This is a genomic window from Pseudomonas sp. PDM28, assembly GCF_019219115.1.
Lineage (GTDB): Bacteria > Pseudomonadota > Gammaproteobacteria > Pseudomonadales > Pseudomonadaceae > Aquipseudomonas > Aquipseudomonas laurylsulfatiphila.
Window position 1 is genome coordinate 197,198 of record NZ_JAHUWG010000006.1, and the last position, 24,616, is coordinate 221,813.

At 59.6% G+C, this 24,616-nt stretch carries 23 protein-coding genes; 15 read left to right on the top strand and 8 right to left on the bottom strand.

Translation table 11 applies throughout. The features are described 5' to 3' along the window. Positions 1 to 313 precede the first annotated feature (313 nt). From rpsP to KW841_RS15500, 10 genes are all read left to right on the top strand, one after another. A complete protein-coding gene (gene rpsP / locus KW841_RS15455) occupies positions 314 to 565 on the top strand; it encodes a 30S ribosomal protein S16 (RefSeq protein ID WP_007972721.1) in 252 nt (83 codons plus the stop codon). 5 nt (positions 566 to 570) lie between these two features. Further along, positions 571 to 1,107, top strand: coding sequence for a ribosome maturation factor RimM (gene rimM, locus KW841_RS15460; RefSeq protein WP_007972729.1), 537 nt, complete (start codon positions 571 to 573; stop codon positions 1,105 to 1,107). Between the two features lie 2 nt (positions 1,108 to 1,109). Beyond that, complete coding sequence (trmD, locus tag KW841_RS15465; RefSeq protein ID WP_007897583.1) at positions 1,110 to 1,862, top strand: tRNA (guanosine(37)-N1)-methyltransferase TrmD; 753 nt, start codon at positions 1,110 to 1,112, stop codon at positions 1,860 to 1,862. A gap of 45 nt (positions 1,863 to 1,907) precedes the next feature. After that, positions 1,908 to 2,258 (top strand): 50S ribosomal protein L19, encoded by a 351-nt coding sequence (rplS, locus tag KW841_RS15470; protein ID WP_003175895.1) that lies wholly within the window; start codon positions 1,908 to 1,910, stop codon positions 2,256 to 2,258. A 98-nt stretch (positions 2,259 to 2,356) separates the two neighbouring features. After that, a complete protein-coding gene (gene xerD, locus KW841_RS15475; protein ID WP_218477644.1) occupies positions 2,357 to 3,253 on the top strand; it encodes a site-specific tyrosine recombinase XerD in 897 nt (298 codons plus the stop codon). 265 nt (positions 3,254 to 3,518) lie between these two features. Continuing rightward, complete coding sequence (gene dsbC / locus KW841_RS15480) at positions 3,519 to 4,250, top strand: bifunctional protein-disulfide isomerase/oxidoreductase DsbC (protein ID WP_007971283.1); 732 nt, start codon at positions 3,519 to 3,521, stop codon at positions 4,248 to 4,250. Positions 4,251 to 4,383: 133 nt separating this feature from the next. Beyond that, entirely contained in the window at positions 4,384 to 5,688 is a 1,305-nt protein-coding gene (locus KW841_RS15485; RefSeq protein ID WP_008053502.1) for a homoserine dehydrogenase, read from the top strand. 66 nt (positions 5,689 to 5,754) lie between these two features. Then, positions 5,755 to 7,164, top strand: a complete 1,410-nt coding sequence (gene thrC, locus KW841_RS15490; RefSeq protein WP_218477646.1) for a threonine synthase — start codon at positions 5,755 to 5,757, stop codon at positions 7,162 to 7,164. A 119-nt stretch (positions 7,165 to 7,283) separates the two neighbouring features. After that, positions 7,284 to 8,639, top strand: coding sequence for a transporter substrate-binding domain-containing protein (locus KW841_RS15495; protein ID WP_218477648.1), 1,356 nt, complete (start codon positions 7,284 to 7,286; stop codon positions 8,637 to 8,639). Positions 8,640 to 8,800: 161 nt separating this feature from the next. Continuing rightward, positions 8,801 to 9,088, top strand: a complete 288-nt coding sequence (locus tag KW841_RS15500) for a DUF3509 domain-containing protein (RefSeq protein WP_007971293.1) — start codon at positions 8,801 to 8,803, stop codon at positions 9,086 to 9,088. Between the two features lie 170 nt (positions 9,089 to 9,258). Here the strand turns inward: KW841_RS15500 and KW841_RS15505 are convergent, their stop codons facing one another. Further along, positions 9,259 to 10,227: a TIGR02285 family protein gene (locus tag KW841_RS15505; protein ID WP_218477650.1), complete on the bottom strand. Its 969-nt coding sequence runs from the start codon at positions 10,225 to 10,227 to the stop codon at positions 9,259 to 9,261. Next, positions 10,181 to 11,380, bottom strand: a complete 1,200-nt coding sequence (locus tag KW841_RS15510; RefSeq protein ID WP_218477663.1) for a CaiB/BaiF CoA-transferase family protein — start codon at positions 11,378 to 11,380, stop codon at positions 10,181 to 10,183. Before KW841_RS15510 ends, KW841_RS15505 begins: the two co-directional genes overlap by 47 nt. A 147-nt stretch (positions 11,381 to 11,527) precedes the next feature. On the opposite strand from KW841_RS15510, the gene KW841_RS15515 reads away from it, so the two are divergent. The 3 genes from KW841_RS15515 to KW841_RS15525 all read left to right on the top strand — a co-directional run bounded on the left by KW841_RS15515 (position 11,528) and on the right by KW841_RS15525 (position 15,233). Beyond that, complete coding sequence (locus KW841_RS15515; RefSeq protein ID WP_007971297.1) at positions 11,528 to 12,070, top strand: YaeQ family protein; 543 nt, start codon at positions 11,528 to 11,530, stop codon at positions 12,068 to 12,070. A gap of 66 nt (positions 12,071 to 12,136) precedes the next feature. Then, the gene (gene recJ, locus KW841_RS15520; RefSeq protein WP_218477665.1) at positions 12,137 to 13,846 is read left to right on the top strand and encodes a single-stranded-DNA-specific exonuclease RecJ; all 1,710 of its coding nucleotides are present in this window, start codon (positions 12,137 to 12,139) and stop codon (positions 13,844 to 13,846) included. A 280-nt stretch (positions 13,847 to 14,126) separates the two neighbouring features. Next, positions 14,127 to 15,233: an NADH:flavin oxidoreductase/NADH oxidase gene (locus tag KW841_RS15525; protein WP_007971299.1), complete on the top strand. Its 1,107-nt coding sequence runs from the start codon at positions 14,127 to 14,129 to the stop codon at positions 15,231 to 15,233. Between the two features lie 67 nt (positions 15,234 to 15,300). Here KW841_RS15525 and glpD read toward each other — a convergent pair whose 3' ends face one another. The 4 genes from glpD to KW841_RS15545 form a co-directional block, all read right to left on the bottom strand. After that, entirely contained in the window at positions 15,301 to 16,839 is a 1,539-nt protein-coding gene (gene glpD / locus KW841_RS15530; protein ID WP_218477667.1) for a glycerol-3-phosphate dehydrogenase, read from the bottom strand. A 325-nt stretch (positions 16,840 to 17,164) separates the two neighbouring features. Further along, the gene (locus KW841_RS15535; protein WP_007971301.1) at positions 17,165 to 17,920 is read right to left on the bottom strand and encodes a DeoR/GlpR family transcriptional regulator; all 756 of its coding nucleotides are present in this window, start codon (positions 17,918 to 17,920) and stop codon (positions 17,165 to 17,167) included. Between the two features lie 95 nt (positions 17,921 to 18,015). After that, the gene (glpK, locus tag KW841_RS15540) at positions 18,016 to 19,521 is read right to left on the bottom strand and encodes a glycerol kinase GlpK (RefSeq protein ID WP_104449299.1); all 1,506 of its coding nucleotides are present in this window, start codon (positions 19,519 to 19,521) and stop codon (positions 18,016 to 18,018) included. 74 nt (positions 19,522 to 19,595) lie between these two features. Next, entirely contained in the window at positions 19,596 to 20,447 is an 852-nt protein-coding gene (locus KW841_RS15545) for an MIP/aquaporin family protein (protein WP_218477669.1), read from the bottom strand. 349 nt (positions 20,448 to 20,796) lie between these two features. Between KW841_RS15545 and ybaK the strand changes: the two genes are divergently transcribed. Both ybaK and KW841_RS15555 read left to right on the top strand, forming a co-directional pair. Further along, entirely contained in the window at positions 20,797 to 21,267 is a 471-nt protein-coding gene (gene ybaK, locus KW841_RS15550) for a Cys-tRNA(Pro) deacylase (protein ID WP_007971306.1), read from the top strand. 94 nt (positions 21,268 to 21,361) lie between these two features. Further along, positions 21,362 to 22,144: a PhzF family phenazine biosynthesis protein gene (locus KW841_RS15555; RefSeq protein ID WP_218477671.1), complete on the top strand. Its 783-nt coding sequence runs from the start codon at positions 21,362 to 21,364 to the stop codon at positions 22,142 to 22,144. A gap of 124 nt (positions 22,145 to 22,268) precedes the next feature. Here the strand turns inward: KW841_RS15555 and KW841_RS15560 are convergent, their stop codons facing one another. Beyond that, a complete protein-coding gene (locus KW841_RS15560; protein ID WP_116262071.1) occupies positions 22,269 to 23,378 on the bottom strand; it encodes an ABC transporter ATP-binding protein in 1,110 nt (369 codons plus the stop codon). After that, positions 23,375 to 24,295 (bottom strand): ornithine carbamoyltransferase, encoded by a 921-nt coding sequence (argF, locus tag KW841_RS15565; protein ID WP_033047492.1) that lies wholly within the window; start codon positions 24,293 to 24,295, stop codon positions 23,375 to 23,377. Before argF ends, KW841_RS15560 begins: the two co-directional genes overlap by 4 nt. Positions 24,296 to 24,616 lie beyond the last annotated feature (321 nt).

The window sequence follows — 24,616 nt, forward strand, 5'->3', positions numbered from 1 at the left end:
GCGCCTTGCCTGAGGGCACCAGTCACTCGCCAAAATGTGAGCGTATTGGCGAGAAAGGACACACGAATTCGCGCCGGTCGTCGCACCGGCGCTAACCCACACGGACGTGGGATACACAGCAAACCCGCACTTGGCGGGAGCTGACCGGCCGTTTTCAACGACGGCTCTATAGCAAATCTGCATGGCGGCCGATAGGCCGCCGGAAAAAGTCATTTGCAAAAGTCCGGATATTCCTTAGAATATGCGGCCTTTCGGGCACCCATGCCCGCTGTGCCTTTAGATTTGCAGCACCGACTACAGGAACGATGTTCACATGCTAACAATCCGTCTTGCCCTTGGCGGCTCCAAAAAGCGCCCGTTTTACCACTTGACCGTAACCGACAGCCGCAACCCGCGCGACGGTTCGCACAAGGAACAGGTTGGCTACTTCAACCCTGTTGCCCGTGGTCAGGAAGTTCGTCTGTCCGTGAACCAAGAGCGCGTAGCCTACTGGCTGAGCGTTGGTGCACAACCTTCTGAGCGCGTTGCTCAGTTGTTGAAGGAATCTGCTAAGGCTGCGGCCTGAGCAATATGAACGCGACGCCAGCTGTTGCTGATGATTTGATCGTTATCGGCAAGATTTATTCTGTTCACGGCGTTCGCGGCGAAGTGAAGGTGTACTCCTTTACTGATCCGATTAAGAACCTGCTGGATTACAAAACCTGGACGCTCAAGCGTGACGGCAATGTAAAGCAGGTAGAGCTGGTCAGCGGACGCGGGAATGACAAGTTCCTGGTCGCAAAGCTCAAGGGTCTCGATGATCGCGAAGAAGCTCGTCTTCTGGCTGGTTATGAGATCTGCGTGCCGCGCAACCTGTTCCCTGAACTGACCGACGGCGAGTATTACTGGTACCAGCTGGAAGGTCTCAAGGTCATCGACACCCTCGGGCAACTGTTCGGGAAGATCGATCACCTGCTGGAGACCGGCTCGAACGATGTCATGGTGGTCAAGCCTTGCGCTGGCAGCCTGGATGATCGCGAACGCCTGTTGCCCTATACCGAGCAATGCGTGTTGGCTGTCGACCTGGCGGCAGGCGAGATGAAGGTGGATTGGGACGCGGATTTCTAAGCGTGGCTAACTTGCGCGTAGAAGTGATCAGTCTGTTTCCCGAGATGTTCTCTGCCATCAGCGAGTACGGCATCACCAGTCGTGCGGTGAAACAGGGGCTCTTGCAGCTCACCTGTTGGAATCCGCGAGACTACACGACGGATCGACATCACACTGTGGACGATCGCCCGTTTGGCGGTGGTCCGGGCATGGTGATGAAGATCAAGCCCCTGGAAGATGCTCTGGTTCAGGCCAAGGCAGCAGCCGGGGAGGCGGCGAAGGTAATTTACCTGTCGCCCCAAGGCCGCCAGCTGACTCAGTCGGCGGTACGCGAGTTGGCGAATCTGGATGCATTGATCCTGATTGCCGGCCGCTATGAAGGCATTGACGAGCGTTTTATTGATGCTCATGTCGATGAAGAGTGGTCGATTGGCGACTATGTACTGTCTGGCGGCGAGCTGCCGGCGATGGTCCTGATCGATGCGGTTACACGACTGCTGCCTGGAGCTTTAGGGCATGCGGACTCCGCCGAGGAAGATTCCTTTACGGATGGTTTGCTGGATTGCCCGCACTACACCCGACCGGAGGTGTATGCGGATCAGCGTGTTCCCGACGTATTGCTAAGTGGCAATCACGCGCACATCCGGCGTTGGCGTTTACAGCAGTCCCTTGGTCGGACCTTTGAACGACGCGCCGATCTTCTGGAAAGCCGCTCGCTTTCTGGAGAAGAGAAGAAGCTGCTCGAGGAATACATCCGCGAGCGGGACGATAGTTAACAACGTATCGATGGTAGATCCGACGATTTACCTTAGGAGCACAGCATGACTAACAAAATCATCCTTGCACTCGAAGCAGAGCAGATGACCAAAGAGATCCCTACCTTTGCCCCGGGCGACACCATTGTCGTTCAGGTGAAAGTGAAGGAAGGCGACCGTTCGCGTCTGCAAGCGTTCGAAGGTGTTGTTATCGCCAAGCGTAACCGCGGCGTAAACAGTGCATTCACCGTTCGTAAAATCTCCAACGGTGTTGGCGTAGAGCGTACTTTCCAGACCTACTCCCCGCAAATCGACAGCATGGCTGTCAAGCGTCGCGGTGACGTACGTAAAGCCAAGCTGTACTACCTGCGCGACCTGTCGGGTAAAGCAGCTCGCATCAAGGAAAAACTGGCTTAAGTCCAGCTTCCGATGCAAAAAAAGCAGCCTGCGGGCTGCTTTTTTGTTGCCTGCGATTTATCTTCGTTGACCGTGTTATCGGTCTTGCCTGAGCCTTTATGCCCGCCATTGATCATCCCCTGATAGACCAGTTCCTCGACGCCCTCTGGCTGGAGAAGGGCCTTTCCGACAACACCCGCGATGCCTATCGCAGTGACCTGGCTCTGTTCAATGCCTGGCTGCAGGAAAAAGGCCTGGAGCCGATCAGCGCCGGACGCGAATTGATCCTCGATCACCTGGCCTGGCGCCTGGAGCAAAACTATAAGCCCCGTTCAACGGCAAGGTTTCTCTCTGGCGTGCGTGGCTTCTATCGCTATCTGCTGCGGGAAAAGTTGATCGCCGTCGATCCAACGTTACGGGTTGATATGCCGCAGCTCGGCAGGCCGTTGCCGAAATCCTTGTCAGAGGCCGACGTCGAAGCGCTGCTGGCAGCGCCGGACTTGAGCGAAGCCATTGGTCAGCGCGATCGGGCCATGCTTGAAGTGCTGTATGCCTGTGGCTTGCGGGTAACCGAGCTGATCAGTCTGACGCTGGAGCAGGTCAATTTGCGTCAAGGCGTGTTGCGGGTGATGGGCAAGGGCAGCAAGGAGCGATTGGTGCCGATGGGCGAGGAGGCGATTGTCTGGATCGAGCGCTACATGCGTGATGCCCGCAGCGAACTGCTTGGCGGGCGTCCCAGCGATGTGCTGTTTCCCAGCCAGCGTGGCGAGCAGATGACCCGCCAGACCTTCTGGCATCGGATCAAGCACCAGGCCAAGGTTGCCGGGATTGGCAAGTCGCTGTCGCCGCACACGCTGCGCCATGCCTTCGCCACGCATCTGCTCAACCATGGTGCCGATTTACGGGTGGTACAGATGCTGCTGGGGCACAGCGATTTGTCGACCACGCAGATTTACACCCACGTCGCCAGGGCGCGGTTGCAGGATCTGCATGCCAAACACCATCCGCGCGGCTGACGCAGTGCTACAAATGGAATGCGGACCTGTGGCGAGGGGGCTTGCCCCCGTTCGGCTGCACAGCAGTCGTCAAACCTAATGGTACGGTCTATCTGTCGGATTGAGATCGCCAAGCAGGGCTGCTTCGCAACCCAACGGGGGCAAGCCCCCTCGCCACAGGGGCCTTATGTGATAGTCTTGACCGGTTTGCACGATGGGCGGTTATGACCCGGTGTTTCGGCACGGGCGTTCTGATCGTCCCATATGTTCGCCTTCAGGAGTTCTCATGCGTCTGACCCAGATTTTCGCCGCTGCAGCCATTGCGTTGGTCAGCACCTTTGCCGTCGCCGATGACGCGGCCGACAAAGCCATTCGTAAAAGCCTGGAAAACCTCCAGCTCGAAGTACCGGTAGAAACAATCACCGCCAGTCCGTTGCCGGGCCTGTACGAAGTCAAACTCAAGGGCAGCCGTGTGCTGTACGCCAGCGCCGACGGCCAGTACGTGGTTCAGGGCTACCTGTTCGATCTCAAGGACGGCAAGCCGGTCAATCTGACCGAGAAGACCGAGCGCCTGGGCATCTCCAAGCTGATCAACGATATTCCGGTTGCAGAAACCGTGGTGTACCCGGCCATTGGCGAAACCAAGTCGCACATCACCGTATTCACCGATACCACCTGCCCGTACTGCCACAAGCTCCACGCCGAAGTGCCGGAGCTGAACAAGCGCGGCATCGAAGTGCGTTACGTCGCGTTCCCGCGCCAGGGCCTGGGCTCGCCGGGTGACGAGCAGCTGCAAGCCGTGTGGTGCTCGAAAGACAAGAAAGCGGCCATGGACAAGATGGTCGACGGCAAGGAAATCAAGGCCGCCAAGTGCGATAACCCGGTTTCCAAGCAGTTCGCTCTTGGCCAGTCGATTGGCGTGAACGGCACACCGGCCATCGTTTTGGCCGACGGACAGGTCATTCCGGGCTACCAGCCTGCGCCACAAGTCGCCAAACTGGCGCTGGGCGCGAAGTAAATTCGCATCGTCACGGGCAGCCATTGACGATCATGGTCCGGCAGCGACATCGCTGGGCCATTAATAGAGAGCCGCGAGCATGCGGCTGTTTTCACGGCCGGCCTTGAGTCGGCCGTTTTATGGGGAGTTCACAGTGAAACCGGTCAAAGTAGGCATCTGTGGGTTAGGGACCGTCGGTGGCGGTACCTTCAACGTACTTCAGCGCAACGCCGAGGAAATTGCTCGTCGTGCCGGGCGTGGGATTGAAGTGGCACAAATTGCCATTCGCACGCCAAAGCCTCAGTTCCAAACGACCGGTATTGCGATTACCAACGATGTCTTCGAAGTGGCCACGAACCCTGAGATCGACATCGTTATAGAGCTGATGGGCGGCTACACCGTTGCCCGCGAGCTGGTACTCAAGGCCATCGAGAATGGCAAGCATGTGGTCACCGCGAACAAGGCGCTTATTGCTGTTCACGGTAATGAAATTTTCGCCAAGGCACGCGAGAAAGGCGTGATCGTTGCGTTCGAAGCGGCGGTGGCTGGTGGCATTCCGGTGATCAAGGCGATCCGCGAAGGCCTGTCCGCCAACCGTATCAACTGGGTGGCCGGTATCATCAACGGCACCGGCAACTTCATCCTGACGGAAATGCGCGAGAAGGGTCGCACCTTCGAGGACGTATTGGCCGAAGCCCAGGCTCTGGGTTACGCCGAAGCCGATCCGACCTTCGACGTTGAGGGGATCGACGCTGCTCACAAACTGACGATCCTCGCCTCCATCGCATTCGGCATCCCGCTGCAATTCGACAAGGCCTACACCGAAGGGATCACCAAGCTGACCACCGCTGACGTGAACTACGCCGAAGCGCTGGGTTACCGCATCAAGCACCTGGGCGTGGCGCGCAGCACCGCGGCCGGTATCGAGTTGCGTGTGCACCCGACGCTGATCCCGGCCGATCGCCTGATCGCCAACGTCAACGGCGTGATGAACGCGGTGATGGTCAATGGCGACGCCGCCGGTTCGACCCTGTTCTATGGTGCCGGTGCCGGCATGGAGCCGACCGCTTCGTCGGTGATCGCCGACCTGGTGGACGTGGTCCGTGCCATGACGTCCGATCCGGAGAACCGCGTGCCGCACCTGGCGTTCCAGCCGGATTCGCTGTCGGCTCACCCGATCCTGCCGATCGAAGCCTGTGAAAGCGCCTATTACCTGCGCATTCAGGCCAAGGACCATCCGGGCGTATTGGCTCAGGTCGCGAGCATCCTCTCGGAGCGCGGCATCAACATCGAGTCGATCATGCAGAAGGAAGCCGAGGAGCACGACGGCCTGGTGCCGATGATCCTGCTGACCCACCGCGTGCTGGAGCAGCACATCAACGATGCCATCGCTGCTTTGGAAGCCTTGGCGGGTGTGGTCGGTCCGGTTGTTCGGATCCGTGTCGAGCACCTGAACTAAGCCGATATCGTTGACCGGGCTCGCTTGCGGGTCCGGCACTACGAACACTGTCCATTGGAGTCAGTCATGCGTTACATCAGTACCCGCGGCCAGGCACCGGCCCTGAATTTCGAAGACGTCCTGCTGGCAGGCCTTGCCACCGACGGCGGTCTGTACGTCCCGGAAAACCTGCCACGTTTCACCCAGGAGGAAATCGCTTCCTGGGCCGGCCTGCCGTATCACGAGCTGGCCTTCCGCGTCATGCGCCCGTTTGTCACCGGCAGCATTCCAGACGCTGATTTCAAGAAAATCCTTGAAGAAACCTACGGCGTGTTCGCCCACAGCGCCGTTGCGCCGCTGCGTCAGTTGAACGGCAACGAATGGGTGCTGGAGCTGTTCCACGGCCCGACCCTGGCGTTCAAGGACTTCGCCCTGCAACTGCTCGGTCGTTTGCTCGACTACGTGCTGGAAAAGCGCGGCGAACGCGTGGTGATCGTCGGCGCTACCTCCGGTGACACCGGTTCGGCCGCCATCGAAGGCTGCAAGCACTGCGAAAACGTCGACATCTTCATCCTGCACCCGCACAACCGCGTGTCCGAGGTGCAACGTCGGCAGATGACCACCATCTTCGGTGAGAACATCCACAACATCGCCATCGAAGGCAACTTCGATGACTGCCAGGAAATGGTCAAGGCCAGCTTTGCCGACCAGGGCTTCCTCAAGGGCACTCGCCTGGTCGCCGTGAACTCGATCAACTGGGCGCGGATCATGGCCCAGATCGTTTACTACTTCCACGCAGCCCTGCAGTTGGGCGGTCCGGCGCGCTCGGTGGCGTTCTCGGTTCCGACCGGCAACTTCGGCGACATCTTCGCCGGTTACCTGGCACGCAACATGGGCCTGCCGATCAACCAGTTGATCGTCGCCACCAACCGCAACGACATCCTGCACCGCTTCATGAGCGGCAACCAGTACATCAAGGAAACCCTGCACGCCACGCTGTCGCCGTCCATGGACATCATGGTGTCGTCGAACTTCGAACGCCTGCTGTTCGACCTGCATGGCCGCAACGGCGCGGCAATCGCCGGCCTGATGGATTCGTTCAAGCAGGGCGGCGGTTTCAGCGTCGAGCAAGAGCGCTGGACCGAAGCCCGCAAGTTGTTCGACTCGCTGGCCGTGGATGACGCGCAAACCTGCGAAACCATCGCCGAAGTCTACGAGCAGACCGGTGAAGTACTCGACCCACACACGGCCATCGGGGTGAAAGCTGCACGCGAATGCCGTCGTAGCCTGGACATTCCAATGGTGATCCTGGGTACCGCCCACCCGGTCAAATTCCCGGATGCCGTGGAAAAAGCCGGTGTAGGAAAAGCACTCGAACTGCCTGTGCATCTTTCTGATTTGTTTGAACGAGACGAACGTTGCACCGTATTGCCAAATGACCTGAAGGCCGTGCAGGCCTTTGTCAGCCAGCATGGCAACCGTGGCAAGCCGTTGTAACCGGTCAGCGCTGTTACATTTTGAAGCCCGTCTCCTGACGGGCTTTTTCATTTCTGCATGCACACTTGTCGAGTTCTCGCCGCGAAGGGACAGGCGAGTGGATCACCAAGGACATGGGAATGCGGTTTACAAGTGTGTTCAAGCCAGTCGCGCGCTGGCTGGTTTTATTCGGCATCGTGGGAGTCGCCGAATGGGGAGGGGCAAGCCCTGCATCGATTCAGGAACGTGGGAAGACTGTTGCCAGTTCAGCGGTCGTGCTGGATGAGCAGGAGCTGCAATGGATAGCCAGCCATCCACGGGTCGTAGTCACGGCGCTGGAATACCCGTTGTACCAGTTCAAGGATGAGCAGGGGCAATGGACAGGCCTGAACAGCGACCTGCTCAAGCGCATCAGTGACATGACGGGGTTGCAGTTCGTTTACGAAGAGTCTTTTTCCGTTGATCAGATGCTGGCTCGCCTGGAAAGCGGCGCGGCGGATTTGAGCACCACGCTCTCAATGAATGATGAGCGCCGGACGTTTCTCGATTTCAGCCATGCGTACGGCGGCGCAGGATGGGTCTTTGTCGGCTTGGCCGGGGCACCGCCGGTGCAGTCGCTGGAGGATCTGGCGAAGCGGGTACTGGTGCTGCCGACCCGACATGCACTGGAAGGGATGATCCGTCGCGATTTTCCGTCCATCGAACTACGTTCGGTCAAAACCTACGCCGAAGCCCATGCCTGGGTTGAAAGCGGCGAAGCCTATGCCACCATTGAAAGCGAAATCGGCGCCCGGCTTTTTCCGTCGGGCCGACTGCAGATCGGAGCTACGGTGCCGGACAAATGGGATGCGGATTATCTGGCGGTGCGCAAAGGTCAGCCGCAGTTGCTGAGCATCCTCAACAAGGCGCTCGAAGCCTTTCCTGCGCCGGAGTTGCGCGATCTTCGCCGCAAGTGGTTCGGTGGCGCTACCACGGCACAGGCGCCTGGCCTTTGGCAGCGGCTTGACCAGTGGGTCTGCTGGGGCATGTTTGTGCTGAGCCTGTTCGGCCTGTTGTCCCTGCTCTGGAACCGACGGTTGGCGGTGGTCGTCAGGCAGCGGGTCGAGGCCCAAAGGAGCTTGCGCGATCAGCTCGCATTCCAGCATGCCCTGATGGATGCCATGCCTGACCCGATGTTTGTCCGTGATCTGCAAGGGCGTTTGATCATGTGCAACAAAAGTTATGAGGATGCCTTGTCGACACGTTTTGACCGGATGCAGGGGCGGCAGTTGATCGAGGTCGATGTCATGCCCAGACAAACCGCGGAACTGTTGCATGCCGAGTTCATGGCGCAGTTGAGTACGCGCAGGACGCGCTTCTTCGAACGCCAATTGCTGTTCAAGGAGGGGGTCAGGGATATCTACCAGTGGACGGTGCCGTTTTACACGGCGGATGGCCAGATGAAAGGCTTGTTGGGAGGCTGGGCCGACATCGCCCGGCGTACCCGACAAACGTGACGGCCGGGTTTTTTCTCTGTCATGTTCGCCGTGCATGCTCTCTTGACTGCACGGCAGGTTCGCCTGCGGTCAGTATCCCGAACTTTCTTCTCGGGCAAGTGGTCATCTGTTACAGGCATGCCCCTGGCACGTTGTTTTCGGACTAATGAGTGGTGATCGGGATGGAAAGTATCAGTCTGTTGCTCGGTGAGGCGCTGAGCCCGTATCAGGTCACATTGACCCCGTCAGGCATTCGTGGCGAATGTCGGGTGACCCTGAAAAATGCTATCGGCGCGACCGTGGTCGAGCGCGAGTTCAATCAGGCCCAGTTGAATGACAAGCGCCTGCTGACGGATGTGGTCGATGGTTTGCATCGCGATGTGCTTATCGCTGAAGGACGCCTTGAGCCCTGTGTCATCGCGGCATTGCGTAATGCTGCCCGGGACAAACTTCTGGCCAGCCGCAATTGAACGGATTTTTGTGGGAACCTTCCCACGCTCAGGTCAGTCAGACCTTGTAACAGCAGGATCAAGCATTGTGCTCCGGTGCTTGTAGCTTGCTGCTACTGGTCTCCAAGCAGGCCACGTTTAACCCCGAGTCGTTTCCCCACTTCTCGGGGTTTCTTTTTGCCCGGGATTGATCATGGCTGCGCCAGATTGTCGAAAAACACCTTGGTGTCTTTCAGGTATTCACTGCGGCTTTGCGGATCCAGCCAGGCGGCATAAGCCTCGTCCAGGCGCTCGCGGGGCAGGGTACGCAGCACCTGATTGATTTCGACAATGGCCTGTCGGCCCTTTGGCGTGTCGGTGCAACCGATGTAGCCGGACAGGTATTTGCCCGTGCCCCGGATTGGATAGAACTGCAATTCATCCTCGGCGATACCTTGCAGCGAAGCCTGGTAGCGGATCTCCGGGCGATAGCCCAGCAGCAGGCGCAAACGCCCAAGGCGCTGCATTTGCAGGAGGCTGCCCAAGGCGTCGTCGCCGTAATGAGGTGTCAGCACGTCGGCGGGTGCTTGCTTGAGCAGCCCGTCGAGGTATTCGCCGTAATTGCGCTCGGCGACGATCCCCAGTTTTTCGTTGCCGCTGGCGAGCAACTTTACGAGGTCCACTTCGCCATCTTTGATAAAGGGGGCCAGTACCTTCTGGTCAGCGCGCCGCACGGCCAGGCCATTGCTCATGGCACGGAAGACCGGGATGGAAAAGGCGATCCACTGTTCCCGTTCCTTGCTCCAGTTCAGCGCCGCGTCGCAGACGAGGGACGGTTCGTGAAGCATTTGCAGGCCACGCGCGCGATTGACCCTCATCACGCTGTGCTGGTACTGCGGCATGCCGGCTATCAACAGGGGAAGCAGTTGATCGATGACGCCCTGGCCCTTTTTCGGTCCGTCGAAGATCGTCAGTGGCGGCAGGTCGCGTTTGAGCCAGATCAGGGTTTCCCTGGATTGCGCCAGGGCTGACGGGACCGGTTCAATCAGCAGGAGCAGGGTCGCCAGCACGCAAAGCAAGCAGGCAGCCCGAGAGCGGCAGTACCGAATGCCCCATACAGGCAGGCGCCTCAGTTCAGATGGCTCCGTCTTTGCGCAACTGTGCGATCTGCGTCGCGTCATAGCCAAGTTCCTGGAGTACCTGTGCGTTGTGCTCACCCAGTTGTGGCCCGACCCATTCACATTCACCGGGTGTCTCTGAGAGTTTCGGCACGATTCCCGGCATCTTGAAGTCTTTACCGTCCGGCAGTTTGGCTTGCAGGAACATTTCACGCGCCAGGTACTGAGGGTCATTGAACATGTCTTCGGCGCTGAAGATCCGGCTGGCCGGCACGTCGGCCTGATTGAGCAGCGACAGCACCTTGTCCAGCGGCTGCGAATTGACCCAACGATCGATGACGCCATAGATCTCGTCGCGCCGCGCATCACGGCCATCGTTGCTGGCCAGCAGCGGGTCATTGGCGAGGTCCTCCCGGCCAATGATCAGCATGAAGCGTTTGAAAATGGCGTCGCCATTGGCGCCGATCTGCACGTGCTTGCCGTCGGCGCTGGTGTGGATCGAGGACGGGGTGATGCCCGGCATGATATTGCCCGTGCGTTCTCGGATAAAGCCGAACACGTCGAATTCCGGGACCATGCTTTCCATCATGGCGAAGATGGCTTCGTACAGCGCCACGTCCACCACTTGCCCCTGGCCGCCGTTGACCTCGCGATGACGCAGGGCCATCAACGCGCCGATCACGCCCCAGAGCGCGGCAATCGAGTCACCGATGGAAATGCCGGTGCGCACCGGTGGCCGGTCTTCGAAGCCGGTGATGTAGCGCAGGCCGCCCATGGACTCACCAACCGCGCCAAAGCCGGGCTGATCTTTCATCGGGCCGGTCTGGCCGAAACCCGACAGCCGCACCATGACCAGTTTCGGGTTCAAGGCGTGCAGGACGTCCCAGCCCAGGCCGAGTTTTTCCAGGACGCCGGGACGAAAATTCTCGATCAGAATGTCGGCTTCACCCAGCAACTGTTTCAGGATCGCCTGACCGTCGGGGTGCTTGAGATTGAGGGTCAGGGACTTTTTGTTGCGCGCCTGGACGAACCACCACAACGAAGTGCCTTCATACAATTTGCGCCATTTGCGTAACGGATCACCGCCGTCCGGGGATTCGACCTTGATCACATCGGCACCGAATTCAGCGCAAATGCGCGAAGCAAACGGGCCGGCAATCAAGGTACCCAATTCGATGACTTTCAGACCGGAAAGCGGTTTGGCGGTGAACGGCATGTGGGATCCTGCTGGACAAGGGATGGGCGAATACAGCGTTTTAACATAGCCGACTGTCAGGCGCTTCAGGTTGATCACCTTCAATTCGTGGATTGCCCGTCGCATCGGTTAGACTTGCCGCCTTTCCTCGTATCAAGAAGCCCGTTCATGGCCCAGCCGTCCACGACCTACAAGTTTGAACTGAACCTCACCGACCTCGACCGCAGCGTCTATGAGAGCGTGAAGCAGACCATCGCCCGTCACCCTTCGGAAACCGAGGAGCGCATGACCGTGCGCCTGCTGGCCTACGCCCTCTGGTACAACGAACAACTCTCGTTCGGTCGTGGTCTGTCGGAAGTGGATGAACCGGCCTTGTGGGAAAAAAGCCTGGATGACCGCGTTTTGCACTGGATCGAAGTCGGCCAGCCGGATGCCGAGCGCCTGACCTGGTGCTCGCGCCGCACCGAGCGCACCAGCCTGCTGGCCTACGGCAGCCTGCGGGTGTGGGAAGGCAAAGTGGTGCCCGCGGTGAAAAACCTGAAAAACGTCAACATCGCTGCCGTGCCTCAGGAAGTCCTCGAGACGCTGGCCAAAGACATGCCACGCGTCATCAAGTGGGACGTGATGATCAGCGAAGGGACGATCTTCGTCACCGACGATCGTGGCCAGCACGAAGTTCAGTTGCAGTGGCTGGCCGGTGAGCGCGGCTGATTTCTCGCCGTTTCAGCGCGTCACCCGGTTTTATCCTACGTATTGAAGAGAAGCATCTTTCACCCCATGCGCATCGAACCTCGCCTGCTGCCCGACACCCTGCCATTCCTCGGTGATATTCCGCCACTGCTGACCCGCCTTTATGCGGCGCGGGGCGTGCAATCGGAGGCGGAACTGGACAAGAGCCTGGCGCGGCTGATTCCGTTCCAGCAACTCAAGGGCATTGATGCCGCGGTGGATTTACTGGTGACGGCGATCGAACAGCGCCAGCGCATTCTGATCGTCGGCGACTTCGATGCCGACGGCGCAACGGCGAGCACCGTGGGCACCCTGGGTTTGCGCCTGTTGGGTGCGGCACATGTCGATTATCTGGTGCCCAACCGATTCGACTATGGTTACGGCCTTACACCGGAAATCGTCGCGGTCGCACTGGAGCGTCAGCCTCATTTGCTGATCACCGTGGATAACGGCATCTCGAGCGTCGAAGGCGTGGCCGCGGCGAAAAAGGCCGGGCTCAAGGTGCTGGTTACCGATCACCACTTGCCCGGCGACGAACTGCCATTGGCCGATGCCATCGTCAATCCGAACCAGCCAGGTTGCGCGTTCCCGAGCAAAGCCCTGGCCGGTGTCGGGGTGATTTTCTATGTGCTGATGGCCCTGCGTGCGCGTTTGCGCGAACTCGGCTGGTACACCAGCAAGCCGCAGCCGAATATCGGCGAATTGCTCGATCTGGTGGCCTTGGGCAGCGTGGCCGACGTGGTGCCGCTGGATGCCAACAACCGGATTCTGGTGCATCAGGGCCTCGAGCGGATTCGCGCCGGACGTGCCCGGCCAGGAGTCAAGGCGATCCTCGAGGTGGCCAAGCGTGACCATGCGCGCATCACCTCCACCGACCTGGGTTTCATCGTCGGTCCCCGCCTGAACGCCGCAGGGCGCCTGGATGACATGAGCCTGGGCATCGAATGCCTGTTGACCGAAGACGCCGCTCTGGCCCGTGAGATGGCGGCCCAACTGGACGGCATGAACCAGGATCGCAAATCCATCGAGCAGGGCATGCAGCGCGAAGCGCTGGCCCAGCTCAAGGATCTGCCGGTGGAGTCGATGCCGTTCGGTTTGTGCCTGTTCGATCCCGAGTGGCATCAGGGCGTCATCGGTATCCTCGCGTCTCGGATGAAAGAGCGTTATTTCCGCCCGACCATCGCCTTTGCCGATGCCGGTGACGGCCTGCTCAAGGGGTCCGGGCGTTCGGTCCAGGGCTTTCACATCCGCGACGCCCTGAGCGTGGTGGCGGCGCAGCATCCGAATCTGATCACCAAGTATGGTGGCCACGCAATGGCGGCCGGCCTGACGCTGCCGGAAGCGAATTTCCCCTTGTTCGCCGAGGCCTTTGACGCTGAAGTGCGCCGGCAACTGCGCGAAGAAGACCTGACTGGCCGCTTGTTGTCGGACGGCACCCTGGCAGTGGAAGAGTTTCACCTGGAACTGGCCCGCGCCCTGCGGCATGCCGGTCCTTGGGGGCAGCACTTCCCGGAACCGTTGTTTCATGGGGTGTTCCAGTTGGTCGAGCAGCGCGTGGTGGGCGAACGGCACCTCAAAGTGGTGCTCAAAAGTGAATGTGGTTCGGTGAAACTCGACGGCATTGCCTTCGGGATCGACCGCGACATCTGGCCGAATCCGACCATCAAGTGGGTGGAACTGGCCTACAAGCTCGACCTCAACGAGTTTCGTGGCAACGAGACGGTTCAACTGATGATTGCCCATATCGAACCGCGTTGACCCCACACCTGTAGGAGCGAGCTTGCTCGCGATGGTCGTGAACGATGGCGCTGGGAACCTGATACCCCGCGGTGTCCTGTCGTCCATCGCGAGCGAGCTCGCTCCTACAAGGGGGCGACATCCGTCGATGTCGACTAGGCTCTAATCACTGCTTGATTTTGGTCTTGTGACGTCTTGTCGAATTTTTTGCCCGCGGGGGCGGGTGTTGTACCTTTTTCCTGTCACTCGTCGACTATTCAAACAGAACCTGGAGCCTGCCCACTGATTCGAGAGGTGCCCCATGAGTCTGCTGCTTGAACCCTTTACCCTTCGCCAATTGACCCTGCCCAACCGCATCGCGGTATCGCCAATGTGCCAGTATTCCAGTGCCGACGGCCTGGCCAATGACTGGCACCTGGTCCACCTCGGCAGCCGTGCTGTCGGCGGGGCCGGGCTAGTGTTTACCGAAGCCACGGCGGTCACCGCCGACGGGCGTATCACGGCTCAGGACCTCGGTCTGTGGAATGACGAGCAGATCGAACCCCTGCAACGCATCACCCGCTTCATCAACGCCCAGGGCGGCGTTGCCGGTATTCAACTGGCCCATGCCGGGCGCAAGGCCAGTACCTACAGGCCATGGCTTGGCAAGCACGGCAGCGTCAAACCCGATGAGGGCGGCTGGGTGCCGGTCGGACCCTCACCGATTGCGTTCGACCCACAGCACACCCAACCCAGGCAACTGGATGACGGCGAGATCGCCCAAGTGATCCAGGCCTTTGTCGATGCGGCAAAGCGCTCGCTGACGGCCGGTTTCAAGGTGGTCGAAGTGCACGCCGCCCATGGCTACCTGCTGCATCAGTTCCTGTCGCCGTTGAGCAATCAGCGTCGCGATCAATATGGCGGCTCGTTCGAAAATCGTATTCGGCTGGTGCTGCAGGTCACTGAAGCGATACGCGCGGTGTGGCCTGAAGAGTTGCCGGTGTTTGTCCGGGTGTCGGCCACCGACTGGGTCGAAGACGGCTGGAACCCCGATGAAACCGTGGAACTGGCACGTCGCCTCAAAGCCTTGGGCGTGGACCTGATCGACGTCTCGTCGGGCGGAACGGCGGTGAATGCCGAAATTCCCACAGGCCCCGGCTACCAGACCCGCTTCGCCGAACGTGTGCGCAAGGAGTCGGGCATGGCCACCGGCACGGTCGGCATGATCACCGAGCCAGCCCAGGCCGAACACATCCTGCGCACCTGCCAGGCGGACATCATCTTCCTGGCCCGTGAATTGTTGCGCGATCCGTACTGGGCGCTGCACGCCGATGATGATCTGGGCGGGCACAAGGCTGTGTGGCCGGCGCAGTATCAGCGGGCGACTCACCGTGAGCAGCCGATTCATGAATCGGATTTGCGCGACTGAAATCCATCGATAAACAAAAGCCCCTGAATCGCGAGATCCAGGGGCTTTTGTTTATGCCGGTGACCGATCAGGCCGCTTCGATCTTGCTGCGGTTCTGTTCGACCTGATTCAGGTAGTCCTTGAGCTTGTCCTGCTCGGCCACTGTCGTGAACAAGCCGAGCTTGCTGCGACGCCAGAGGATGTCGTGGGCGCTGGTGGCCCATTCTTCGCTGCACAGGTAGTCGACTTCACGGGTGTAGAGACCGCCGCCGATATGCTCGCCCATGTCGCTGAGGTCTTGTACACCTTCAAGCATGCGCCAGGTACGGCTGCCGTAGGTGGTGGCCCAGCGGCGCGCGATCTCGCTTGGTATCCAGTCGAACTGGTCGCGGATACGCGAGCTCAAGGCTTGCGGGGTAGTCATGTCTTCACCGCCCGGTAGTGGGGCGCTGGCGGTCCAGCTCGGCTTGATGTGCTTGAAGTAAGGGGCCAGCTGCGCCAGCGCCGACTCGGCGAGCTTACGGTAAGTGGTGAGCTTGCCACCGAACACCGACAGCAACGGCGCTTCTTCGCCACTGCCCGACAGCGCCAGGGTGTAATCGCGGGTCACGGCCGATGGGTTGTCGGATTCGTCGTTGCACAGCGGACGCACACCGGAATAGCTGTGCAGGATGTCGTCGCGGCTGATCTGCTTTTTGAAATGGGCGTTGACCACGTTCAACAAGTAATCGGTTTCGCCGTCGGTGATTGCAACGGCGGCAGGATCGCCGGTGTACTCGCGGTCCGTAGTGCCGATCAGGGTGAAGTGGTTAAGGTACGGAATGGTGAACACGATGCGCTGATCTTCGTTTTGCAGGATGTGCGCGTGTTCGCCTTCATACAGCTTCGGCACGATCAGGTGGCTGCCCTGGATCAGGCGAATGCCGTAAGGCGATTCCATCTTCAGGTCATCGCGAATGAACCTGGCGACCCATGGCCCGGCCGCATTGACCAATGCCTTGGCGCGAATCGAAAACAGGCTGCCATCGCTGCGTTCCAGGTGCAAGTGCCACAGGCCCTTGGTACGGCGCGCGCTGACGCAGCGGGTTTGGGTGTGAACGTGGGCGCCTTGTTCCCGGGCGGCCATGGCGTTCAACACCACCAGGCGCGCGTCGTCGACCCAGCAATCGGAGTATTCGAAACCCTTGGTGATCTCGCTTTTCAGCGCACTGTCGGGGCCGAACTTCAAGCTTTTCGAACCCTGGAGTTGCTCGCGCTTGCCCAGATTGTCATAGAGAAACAGCCCGGCGCGGATCATCCATGCCGGGCGCAGGTGCGGGCGGTGTGGCAACACGAAGCGCATTTGCTTGACGATGTGCGGTGCCTTGGCCAACAGCACTTCACGCTCGGCCAGGGCTTCACGCACCAGGCGAAATTCGTAATGTTCGAGGTAGCGCAGGCCGCCGTGGATCAACTTGCTGCTGGCCGATGAAGTATGGCTGGCCAGGTCATCCTTTTCGCAAAGGAACACCGAAAGACCGCGACCGGCGGCATCTGCTGCGATCCCCACGCCATTGATCCCGCCACCGATGACGGCGATATCGTAGACCTCGGCGAGAGGGGGCGTAGGCAAGGTGGAAGTGGGCATCGGCACGGCCTCGGAATTCTTTGATGTTCTGTATTTGAATTCGAACATTAATGTTCATTTGCGAAAATACTAGCCCATAAAGAGGCGCACAGCCAGTCAGCTTCGATTGAAAATACTCATCGAAGGGCCGTTAAAGGAAAATTTACGAACATTTTGAAATGTGGCTGGCTTGAGATCGACGGAGTTTAAGTGACCGCCATCGCGAGCAAGCTCGCTCCCACAAGGAATTGAGTCGGTCACAAAACTTGTGTACGCCATCAATCACTGTGGGAGCGAGCTTGCTCGCGATGGCGGCAGTGCAGGCGCCGTAGATATAGCGGTGAGGTTAAACGACTTCCAACCGAACCTTGTGCTGGTTCAACAGCTGCGCCAGCGCCGGGGATGGCTGCTGATCGGTGACCAGGCAATCGACCAGGCTGATCGGTCCCAGGCGAATCATTGCGTTGCGCCCGAACTTGCTCGAGTCAGCCGCGAGGATCACTTGTCGGGCATTGGCGATGATCGCCTGGGATACCCGCACTTCCTGATAATCGAAGTCCAGCAGGCTGCCGTCCTCATCGATACCGCTGATGCCGACCAGGGCGAAATCGACCTTGAACTGGTTGATGAAGTCGACACTGGCCTGACCGACCACGCCGCCGTCGCGCCGCACGTTGCCACCGGTCAGCAGCACGTCGAAGTCGTCCTTGGCGCTGAGCATGGAGGCCACATGCAGGTTGTTGGTGATGATCTTCAGGTGACTGTGGTTGAGCAGCGCCCGGGCGATGGATTCGGTGGTGGTGCCGATGTTGATGAACAACGAGGCGTGGTCGGGAATCTGCGCGGCAATGGCTTCGCCGATACGCTGTTTTTCATCGCGCATCTGATCGGCACGCATGGCGTAGGCGGTGTTTTCGACACTGGAGTCATAGGCGGCGCCACCGTGGTAGCGACGCAACAAGTTGGCTTCCGCGAGCTGATTGATGTCGCGGCGGATGGTCTGCGGTGTAACGACGAACAACGTGGCCATTTCCTCGATGCTGACATAGCCGCGTTCGCGAACCAGCTCGAGGATTTGCTGCTGACGGGGAGGCAGATTCATGGGGCGTCCTTTGGGCTGCCGTGCAAAATTTGCCCATGATGCCGCAGGAATCTGCTCCCGACCAGTTACATACAGATACGAGCCCGTATCCCGGTTTATTCAGCCTCGTCTTCAACCGCCCAATCGCGGGTACGGCTGACGGCTTTTTTCCACCCGGCGTAGAGTTTTTCCTTCGCCCCTTCATCCAGCGTCGGCTCGAACCGGCGCTCGATCACGGCCTTGCCACGCAACTCTTCCAGGCTACCCCAGAAGCCACAGGCCAGGCCTGCCAGGTAAGCGGCGCCGAGTGCTGTGGTTTCGCGCATTTGCGGGCGCTCGACCTGCGTGCCGAGGATGTCGGCCTGGAATTGCATGAGGAAGTTGTTGGCCACCGCGCCGCCGTCCACGCGCAGCGCTTTCAGGCGCTCCCCGGAGTCCTGCTGCATGGCGTCCAGTACGTCGCGGGTCTGGTAGGCAATCGACTCCAGCGCGGCGCGAATGATGTGGTCCACGCGTACACCGCGGGTCAGACCGAACAATGCGCCACGGGCGTACGGGTCCCAGTACGGTGCGCCAAGTCCGGTGAAGGCCGGCACCAGGTACACGCCGTTGCTGTCCTTGACCTTGTTGGCAAAGTATTCGGTGTCGTGGGCGTCGTTGATGATTTTCAGCTCGTCACGCAGCCATTGCACGGTGGAGCCGCCGTTGAACACTGCGCCTTCCAGTGCATAAGCCACTTCGCCGCGAGGGCCGCAAGCGATGGTGGTCAGCATGCCATGCTTGGATTTCACCGCTTTGTCACCGGTGTTCATCAGCAGGAAGCAGCCAGTGCCGTAGGTGTTTTTCGCCTGGCCTGGCTCGACGCACATCTGGCCGAACAGAGCGGCTTGCTGGTCACCGGCGATACCGCCGATGGCGATGCCGCTTTTGGTGTGGCCGTAGATTTCCGAGGATGATTTAACTTCCGGGAGCATTTCGCGTGGAATATCCAGCAGCTCCAGCATCTTCGCGTCCCACTCCAGGGTATGGATGTTGAAGAGCATGGTGCGCGAGGCGTTGGTGTAGTCAGTGACATGCACCTTGCCGCCGGTAAATTTCCAGATCAACCAGCTGTCGACGGTGCCGAACAGCAGTTCGCCGTTGCGCGCACGTTCGCGGCTGCCTTCGACGTTATCGAGAATCCACTTGAGCTTGGTGCCGGAGAAGTAGGGGTCGGTGACCAGGCCGGTGGTGTCGCTGATGTATTGCTCGTGGCCATCGCGCTTGAGCTGTTGGCAGATCTCGGTGCTGCGCCGGCACTGCCAGACGATGGCATTGTAGATCGGGCGACCGGTGTTCTTGTCCCAGACCACGGTGGTTTCGCGCTGGTTGGTGATGCCGATGGCGGCTACCTGATCGTGGTGCAGGCCGGCTTGTGCCAGGGCCTCGACCATCACGGCGCTTTGGGTGGCGAAGATCTCCATCGGGTCATGCTCGACCCAGCCGGCTTGCGGGTAATGCTGGGCGAACTCCCGTTGGGCGGTGCAGACCACGTTCGCGTCGCGGTCGAAAATGATCGCGCGGGAGCTGGTCGTACCCTGATCGAGGGCAATGATGTAGTTCTTATTCTGTGTGTCGGTCATGTCGATTGCCTTGGACGAAAAAAGGGAGTGAGGTCTGGCGCGTGATCAAAGGGCAGGGGCACGCGCCAACGGTATCAGGACGTTCTGGGTTTGCCGTCAATGGCAGGTCGCTCATCCTTTGTAGCAGGTACGGCGCCGGGCAGATGGCGGGCAATCAGCCCGCGATAGGCGGCGGCGCCGAGGCAGGCACCGACAATCGGCGCAAAAACAGGAATCAGGAAGTACGGAATATCGCGTCCGCCAGTGAAGGAAATTTCACCCCAGCCGGCGAAGAAAGTCATCAGTTTAGGGCCGAAGTCCCGCGCAGGGTTCATGGCAAAACCGGTCAGCGGTCCCATCGAGCTACCGATCACCGCAATCAGCAAGCCGATCAGCAGCGGTGCCAACGGGCCTTTTGGCAGGCCATTGTTGTCGTCGGTCAGGGACATGATTACGCCCATCAGGATGGCCGTAATGATCACCTCCACCAGAAATGCCTGGGCGGTGGTGAGCGCAGGATTCGGGAAGGTGGAGAACACGGAGGCCAATTCAAGGCTGGCTTGCGTGCCACGAACCATGTGCTGTGTTTGTTCGAATTCGAAGAATAGATTGCTATAGAGCGTGTAAACCAACAACGCGCCACAGAAGGCACCTGCCACTTGGGCGAGTACGTAGAAAGGCAGTTTGCGCTTTTCGAAGTCCGCAAAAATGCTCAGGGCAATGCTGACGGCAGGGTTCAGATGAGCCCCGGAAACCCCGGCGGTGAGGTAGATCGCCATGCTGACGCCGACGCCCCAGATAATGCTGATTTCCCACAAACCAAAACTGGCACCCGCGACCTTGAGCGCGGCAACACAACCGGTACCAAAAAAGATCAGCAGCGCCGTACCCAGAAACTCGGCCATGCATTGGCTCGAGAGCGACGGTTGTTGTAAAGCAGTAGTCATTGAAACCTCATTTTTTTTGTTGTCTGGCGCGTTCTTGCCTTCATGGTCAACGCGCGTTTTTCACCGAGGCAGGATCCCCATCCTGGTCGCGGTTTACTGCCGGGTACAGCGGTAGGATGTTTCGTGCAGTTTCAGAAACGAAAAAATATAGACAAGAAACGCTGCTGTCAAAGGTCGAAAGTGAACCGCTGGTCACAAAAAAACTATTCGTTGCATGAATGAATGAGTCATTGCGCAAATGGCATGGCCAGGTAATGGCGTTATGGCTGCGCCGCCGTAGAGCCTTTTGACGACCAATGTCCTAGAATCCGCCGCAGTATTTTCTTCTGCCGCCCAGTCTGGAGCTGCCATGACCCCCGCATTGGATTTATTGAAAAAGGTTCGGGCCGAACATCGCGTACACAGTTACGAACATGACCCGAAGGCCGCTTCCTATGGTCTGGAAGCCGCGGAAAAACTCGGTCTCGACCCTGCGCAAGTGTTCAAGACCTTGCTGGCGGCCAGCGAGAAAGGAGAGTTGCTGGTGGCTGTGGTGCCGGTTGTCGGCAGTCTGGACTTGAAAGGGCTGGCCCATGCCGCTGGCGTGAAGAAGGTCGAAATGGCCGATCCGGCGGCAGCGCAGCGCTCTACGGGTTATCTGTTGGGCGGGATCAGTCCGCTGGGGCAGAAAAAGCGTTTGCGTACCTTCATCGATAACTCGGCTCAGCCCTTCGCCAGCATTTTTGTCAGTGCTGGCCGGCGTGGACTGGAAGTCGAACTGGCGCCGGCCGTGCTGGCCGAACACACCCAGGCGAAGTTTGCCGATATCGGCCGTGCGTGAGCGCAGCGCTGTATGGTGAAAATCAGCCGGTTCTGTCACTGGTGCCGGTTCGGTCGGCGCTGCATGCTCTGTGGCCTGACAAAGGGAGAAGGTTATGCAGTTGGAGTTTCATCAGGTCGACGCGTTCAGCAATCAGCCATTCAGCGGCAACCCGGCGATGGTCTATCGGCTCGATACCTGGCTAGCCGATGAGTTGATGCAGAAGATTGCCGCCGAGCACAACCTCGCCGAAACGGCGTTTGTCGTGCGCGAAGGGCAGGGCTGGCACATCCGCTGGTTTACACCGACCACCGAGGTACCACTGTGCGGTCACGCGACACTGGCCAGCGCCCACGTTTTGTTTGAGGTCTATAAAGAGCCGGTCGAGCGACTGGACTTTATCTGCACATCCGGTCCGTTGAGCGTGACCCGTGAAGATGGACGACTGTGGCTGGATTTCCCGTCGATCACTGCGTCGCCGGTGAGTGTGATCTCGGACATCGAGCGTGCACTGGGCGTGGAGGCTGTCGAGGTACTGGCTTCGAATGAGCTGTTCGTGGTGCTGGAGTCGGAACAAGCCGTGCTCGACTGCAAGCCGGACATGGTGGCCCTGGCGAAACTGCCATGGTTGGGTGCTATCGTGACGGCGCGGGGCGAGCAGCACGATTTCGTGTCCCGGTACTTCGCCCCGGCGATCGGCATCAATGAAGACCCGGTGACCGGATCGACCCATTGCCTTCTGATTCCGTACTGGTCGAAGCGTTTGGACAAGTCGAGCCTGACGGCCTGTCAGCGTTCGACGCGGGGCGGGGAGTTGTTCTGCCGGCTGGAAGGCGAGCGGGTGAAGATCGGCGGGGATGCGACGCTGGTTGCCAGTGGTACGCTGATGCTGGGCTAACGCAAACCCAGTGTAGGAGCGAGCCTGCTCGCGATGGACGACAACGATAACGCGTGCAACCGGAATGAACGCGTTATCCAGACGTTTTTCGCGAGCAAGCTCGCTCCTACAGGGTTTTTGTGTATCAGTTGGCCGCGCTGTAGCGCCGGACACCCGATTCAACGGCAGGAATCTGCGCCGCCGTGCTGCCGGACGCCTGGAACAGCACCAGGTGTTCAGCCGCGACACGAATCCCCACATCCGCCCCGACCTGACGATCGACATGGCTCGGGAAGATCGACTCCAACTGCGCGCCTGTCGGCAGTTGCAAACGATACAGGGTCGACGCACCGAGGAACGTCTTGCCGGCGATTCGTGCCTTCAGTGCGCTGTCCGGTGCGTAGACGATATCGTCCGGACGCAGCAGCACGTCCACGGCGCCGCCTACCGGCCAGGTGTAGGCCCGGTTGCCGCGCAACTCACCCAGCTCGGTTTGCACCGACTCCGGGCTGCTCAACTGACCGCGAATGAAATAGCCCTGGCCGATGAAGCTGGCGACAAAGGGCGTCAGTGGTTCGTGATACAGGTTGTAGGGCGTATCCCACTGTTCCAGTCGACCTTCCTTGAACACGCCAACGTGGTCGCTGACCGCGAAGGCTTCTTCCTGGTCGTGTGTCACCAGAATCGCGCTGGTGCCACGGGCCTTGAGGATGTCGCGTACTTCATGGCTGAGCTTGCGGCGCAATTCGCCATCGAGGTTCGAGAACGGCTCGTCGAGCAACAGCAGTTGCGGTTCCGGCGCCAGTGCGCGGGCCAGGGCGACACGTTGCTGCTGCCCACCGGAAAGCTCGTGGGGGAAACGCTTGCCGAGGTTCTTCAGGTTGACCAGTTCCAGCAGTTCTTCGGTGACGCGATCCTTTTGCGGATGCTTGCGAATGCCGAAGGCGATGTTGTCGGCCACGCTCAAGTGCGGGAACAGCGCGTAGTCCTGGAACACCATGCCGATGCGGCGTTTCTCCGGGGCGAGGGTGAAGCCGGCGCTGGAGATGGTCTCGCCGGCCAGCTGGATTTCGCCTTCGTGTACCGGTTCGAAACCGGCAATCGCCCGCAGTGTGGTGGTCTTGCCGCAGCCGGAAGAGCCCAGCAGGCAACCGATGTCACCGGCGTTCAAATGCAGGTTCAGGTTCTGCACCACGCGCTGGTCTTGATAGCCGCAGGCGAGGTTGCGCAGGTTAAGCAGTAATGGCTGGCTCATGCGTGGTGATACGCCGGTTCGACGAGGAACTCTAGCAGGGCTTTTTGCGCATGCAGACGGTTTTCGGCTTGATCCCAGGCCACCGAGCGTTTGTCGTCGAGCAGGTCGACGCTGATTTCCTCGCCACGGTGCGCCGGCAGGCAGTGCATGAACAGCACATCGTCAGCGGCCAGGTCGAGCAGGGCGCGGTTGACCTGGAACGGTGCGAACAGTTGCAGGCGCTTGGCGGTTTCCTCTTCCTGGCCCATGGAGGTCCAGACGTCGGTGCTCACCAGGTGTGCACCGCGCACGGCGTCTTTCGGGTCGCGAACGATGGAGACGCGATCACCGGCCTTGGCCAGGAACACTGGGTTGGGCTCGTAGCCTTCCGGGCAGGCAACGCGCAACTGGAAGTCGAACTGGATCGCCGCTTCTATATAGCTGTTGCACATGTTGTTGCCATCGCCAATCCAGGCCACGGTCTTGCCCTGGATCGAGCCGCGGTGTTCGAGGAAGGTCTGCATGTCGGCCAGCAGCTGGCACGGGTGCAGGTCATCGGACAGGCCGTTGATCACAGGTACGCGGGAGTTGGCGGCGAACTCGGTCAGGTTGCTGTGGGCAAAGGTACGGATCATCACCGCGTCGAGCATGCTCGACATGACGATGGCGCAGTCGCCGATCGGCTCGCCACGGCCCAGTTGGGTATCACGTGGTGACAGGAAGATCGCCTGGCCGCCGAGCTGGATCATGCCGGCCTCGAAGGAGATCCGGGTGCGGGTCGAGGATTTCTCGAAAATCATCCCCAGGACGCGGTTTTTCAAAGGCTCGAACAGTACGCCGCGGTTACGCAGGTCCTTGAGCTCAACGCCTCGACGGATCACGCTGACCAGCTCTTCGGGCGTGCAATCCATCAGGGAGAGAAAGTGCCTTGCGCTCATCATTGACTACCTTTTTGCTACAAACCGCAGATGCTCAAAGCCTTGTTTGACGGAACAACGGGCGAGACCTGCGGCGTAAGCCGCACGGGGCGACGAAATAGGGGAAGGCGCGATCTTATAATTAAATGTCGCGTCTTACCAATAGGGCTACAGTTTTTAGGGAGTTTCAGAGGTGCTACGGGTTCACCGAGGTAGCGCTTTTGAAGCCTGTTTCCTGACAGCAGCGGTTCATTTGTACACCGGCCTCTCGGGGCTTGGCAATCAGGCGGGGCGGCAATGGTGCGCTGACAGTCGGTTTCGGACCTGTCATTCATTCCTGCC

What these genes read in the sequence shown, in the direction of transcription:
- rpsP (WP_007972721.1), top strand. Translation starts at nt 314, where the DNA reads ATGCTAACAATCCGTCTTGCCCTTGGCGGCTCCAAAAAGCGCCCGTTT.
- rimM (WP_007972729.1), top strand. Translation starts at nt 571, where the DNA reads ATGAACGCGACGCCAGCTGTTGCTGATGATTTGATCGTTATCGGCAAG.
- rplS (WP_003175895.1), top strand. Translation starts at nt 1,908, where the DNA reads ATGACTAACAAAATCATCCTTGCACTCGAAGCAGAGCAGATGACCAAA.
- xerD (WP_218477644.1), top strand. Translation starts at nt 2,357, where the DNA reads ATGCCCGCCATTGATCATCCCCTGATAGACCAGTTCCTCGACGCCCTC.
- dsbC (WP_007971283.1), top strand. Translation starts at nt 3,519, where the DNA reads ATGCGTCTGACCCAGATTTTCGCCGCTGCAGCCATTGCGTTGGTCAGC.
- thrC (WP_218477646.1), top strand. Translation starts at nt 5,755, where the DNA reads ATGCGTTACATCAGTACCCGCGGCCAGGCACCGGCCCTGAATTTCGAA.
- KW841_RS15495 (WP_218477648.1), top strand. Translation starts at nt 7,284, where the DNA reads ATGCGGTTTACAAGTGTGTTCAAGCCAGTCGCGCGCTGGCTGGTTTTA.
- KW841_RS15500 (WP_007971293.1), top strand. Translation starts at nt 8,801, where the DNA reads ATGGAAAGTATCAGTCTGTTGCTCGGTGAGGCGCTGAGCCCGTATCAG.
- KW841_RS15505 (WP_218477650.1), bottom strand. Translation starts at nt 10,227, where the DNA reads ATGACGCGACGCAGATCGCACAGTTGCGCAAAGACGGAGCCATCTGAA.
- KW841_RS15510 (WP_218477663.1), bottom strand. Translation starts at nt 11,380, where the DNA reads ATGCCGTTCACCGCCAAACCGCTTTCCGGTCTGAAAGTCATCGAATTG.
- KW841_RS15515 (WP_007971297.1), top strand. Translation starts at nt 11,528, where the DNA reads ATGGCCCAGCCGTCCACGACCTACAAGTTTGAACTGAACCTCACCGAC.
- recJ (WP_218477665.1), top strand. Translation starts at nt 12,137, where the DNA reads ATGCGCATCGAACCTCGCCTGCTGCCCGACACCCTGCCATTCCTCGGT.
- KW841_RS15525 (WP_007971299.1), top strand. Translation starts at nt 14,127, where the DNA reads ATGAGTCTGCTGCTTGAACCCTTTACCCTTCGCCAATTGACCCTGCCC.
- glpD (WP_218477667.1), bottom strand. Translation starts at nt 16,839, where the DNA reads ATGCCCACTTCCACCTTGCCTACGCCCCCTCTCGCCGAGGTCTACGAT.
- KW841_RS15535 (WP_007971301.1), bottom strand. Translation starts at nt 17,920, where the DNA reads ATGAATCTGCCTCCCCGTCAGCAGCAAATCCTCGAGCTGGTTCGCGAA.
- glpK (WP_104449299.1), bottom strand. Translation starts at nt 19,521, where the DNA reads ATGACCGACACACAGAATAAGAACTACATCATTGCCCTCGATCAGGGT.
- KW841_RS15545 (WP_218477669.1), bottom strand. Translation starts at nt 20,447, where the DNA reads ATGACTACTGCTTTACAACAACCGTCGCTCTCGAGCCAATGCATGGCC.
- ybaK (WP_007971306.1), top strand. Translation starts at nt 20,797, where the DNA reads ATGACCCCCGCATTGGATTTATTGAAAAAGGTTCGGGCCGAACATCGC.
- KW841_RS15555 (WP_218477671.1), top strand. Translation starts at nt 21,362, where the DNA reads ATGCAGTTGGAGTTTCATCAGGTCGACGCGTTCAGCAATCAGCCATTC.
- KW841_RS15560 (WP_116262071.1), bottom strand. Translation starts at nt 23,378, where the DNA reads ATGAGCCAGCCATTACTGCTTAACCTGCGCAACCTCGCCTGCGGCTAT.
- argF (WP_033047492.1), bottom strand. Translation starts at nt 24,295, where the DNA reads ATGAGCGCAAGGCACTTTCTCTCCCTGATGGATTGCACGCCCGAAGAG.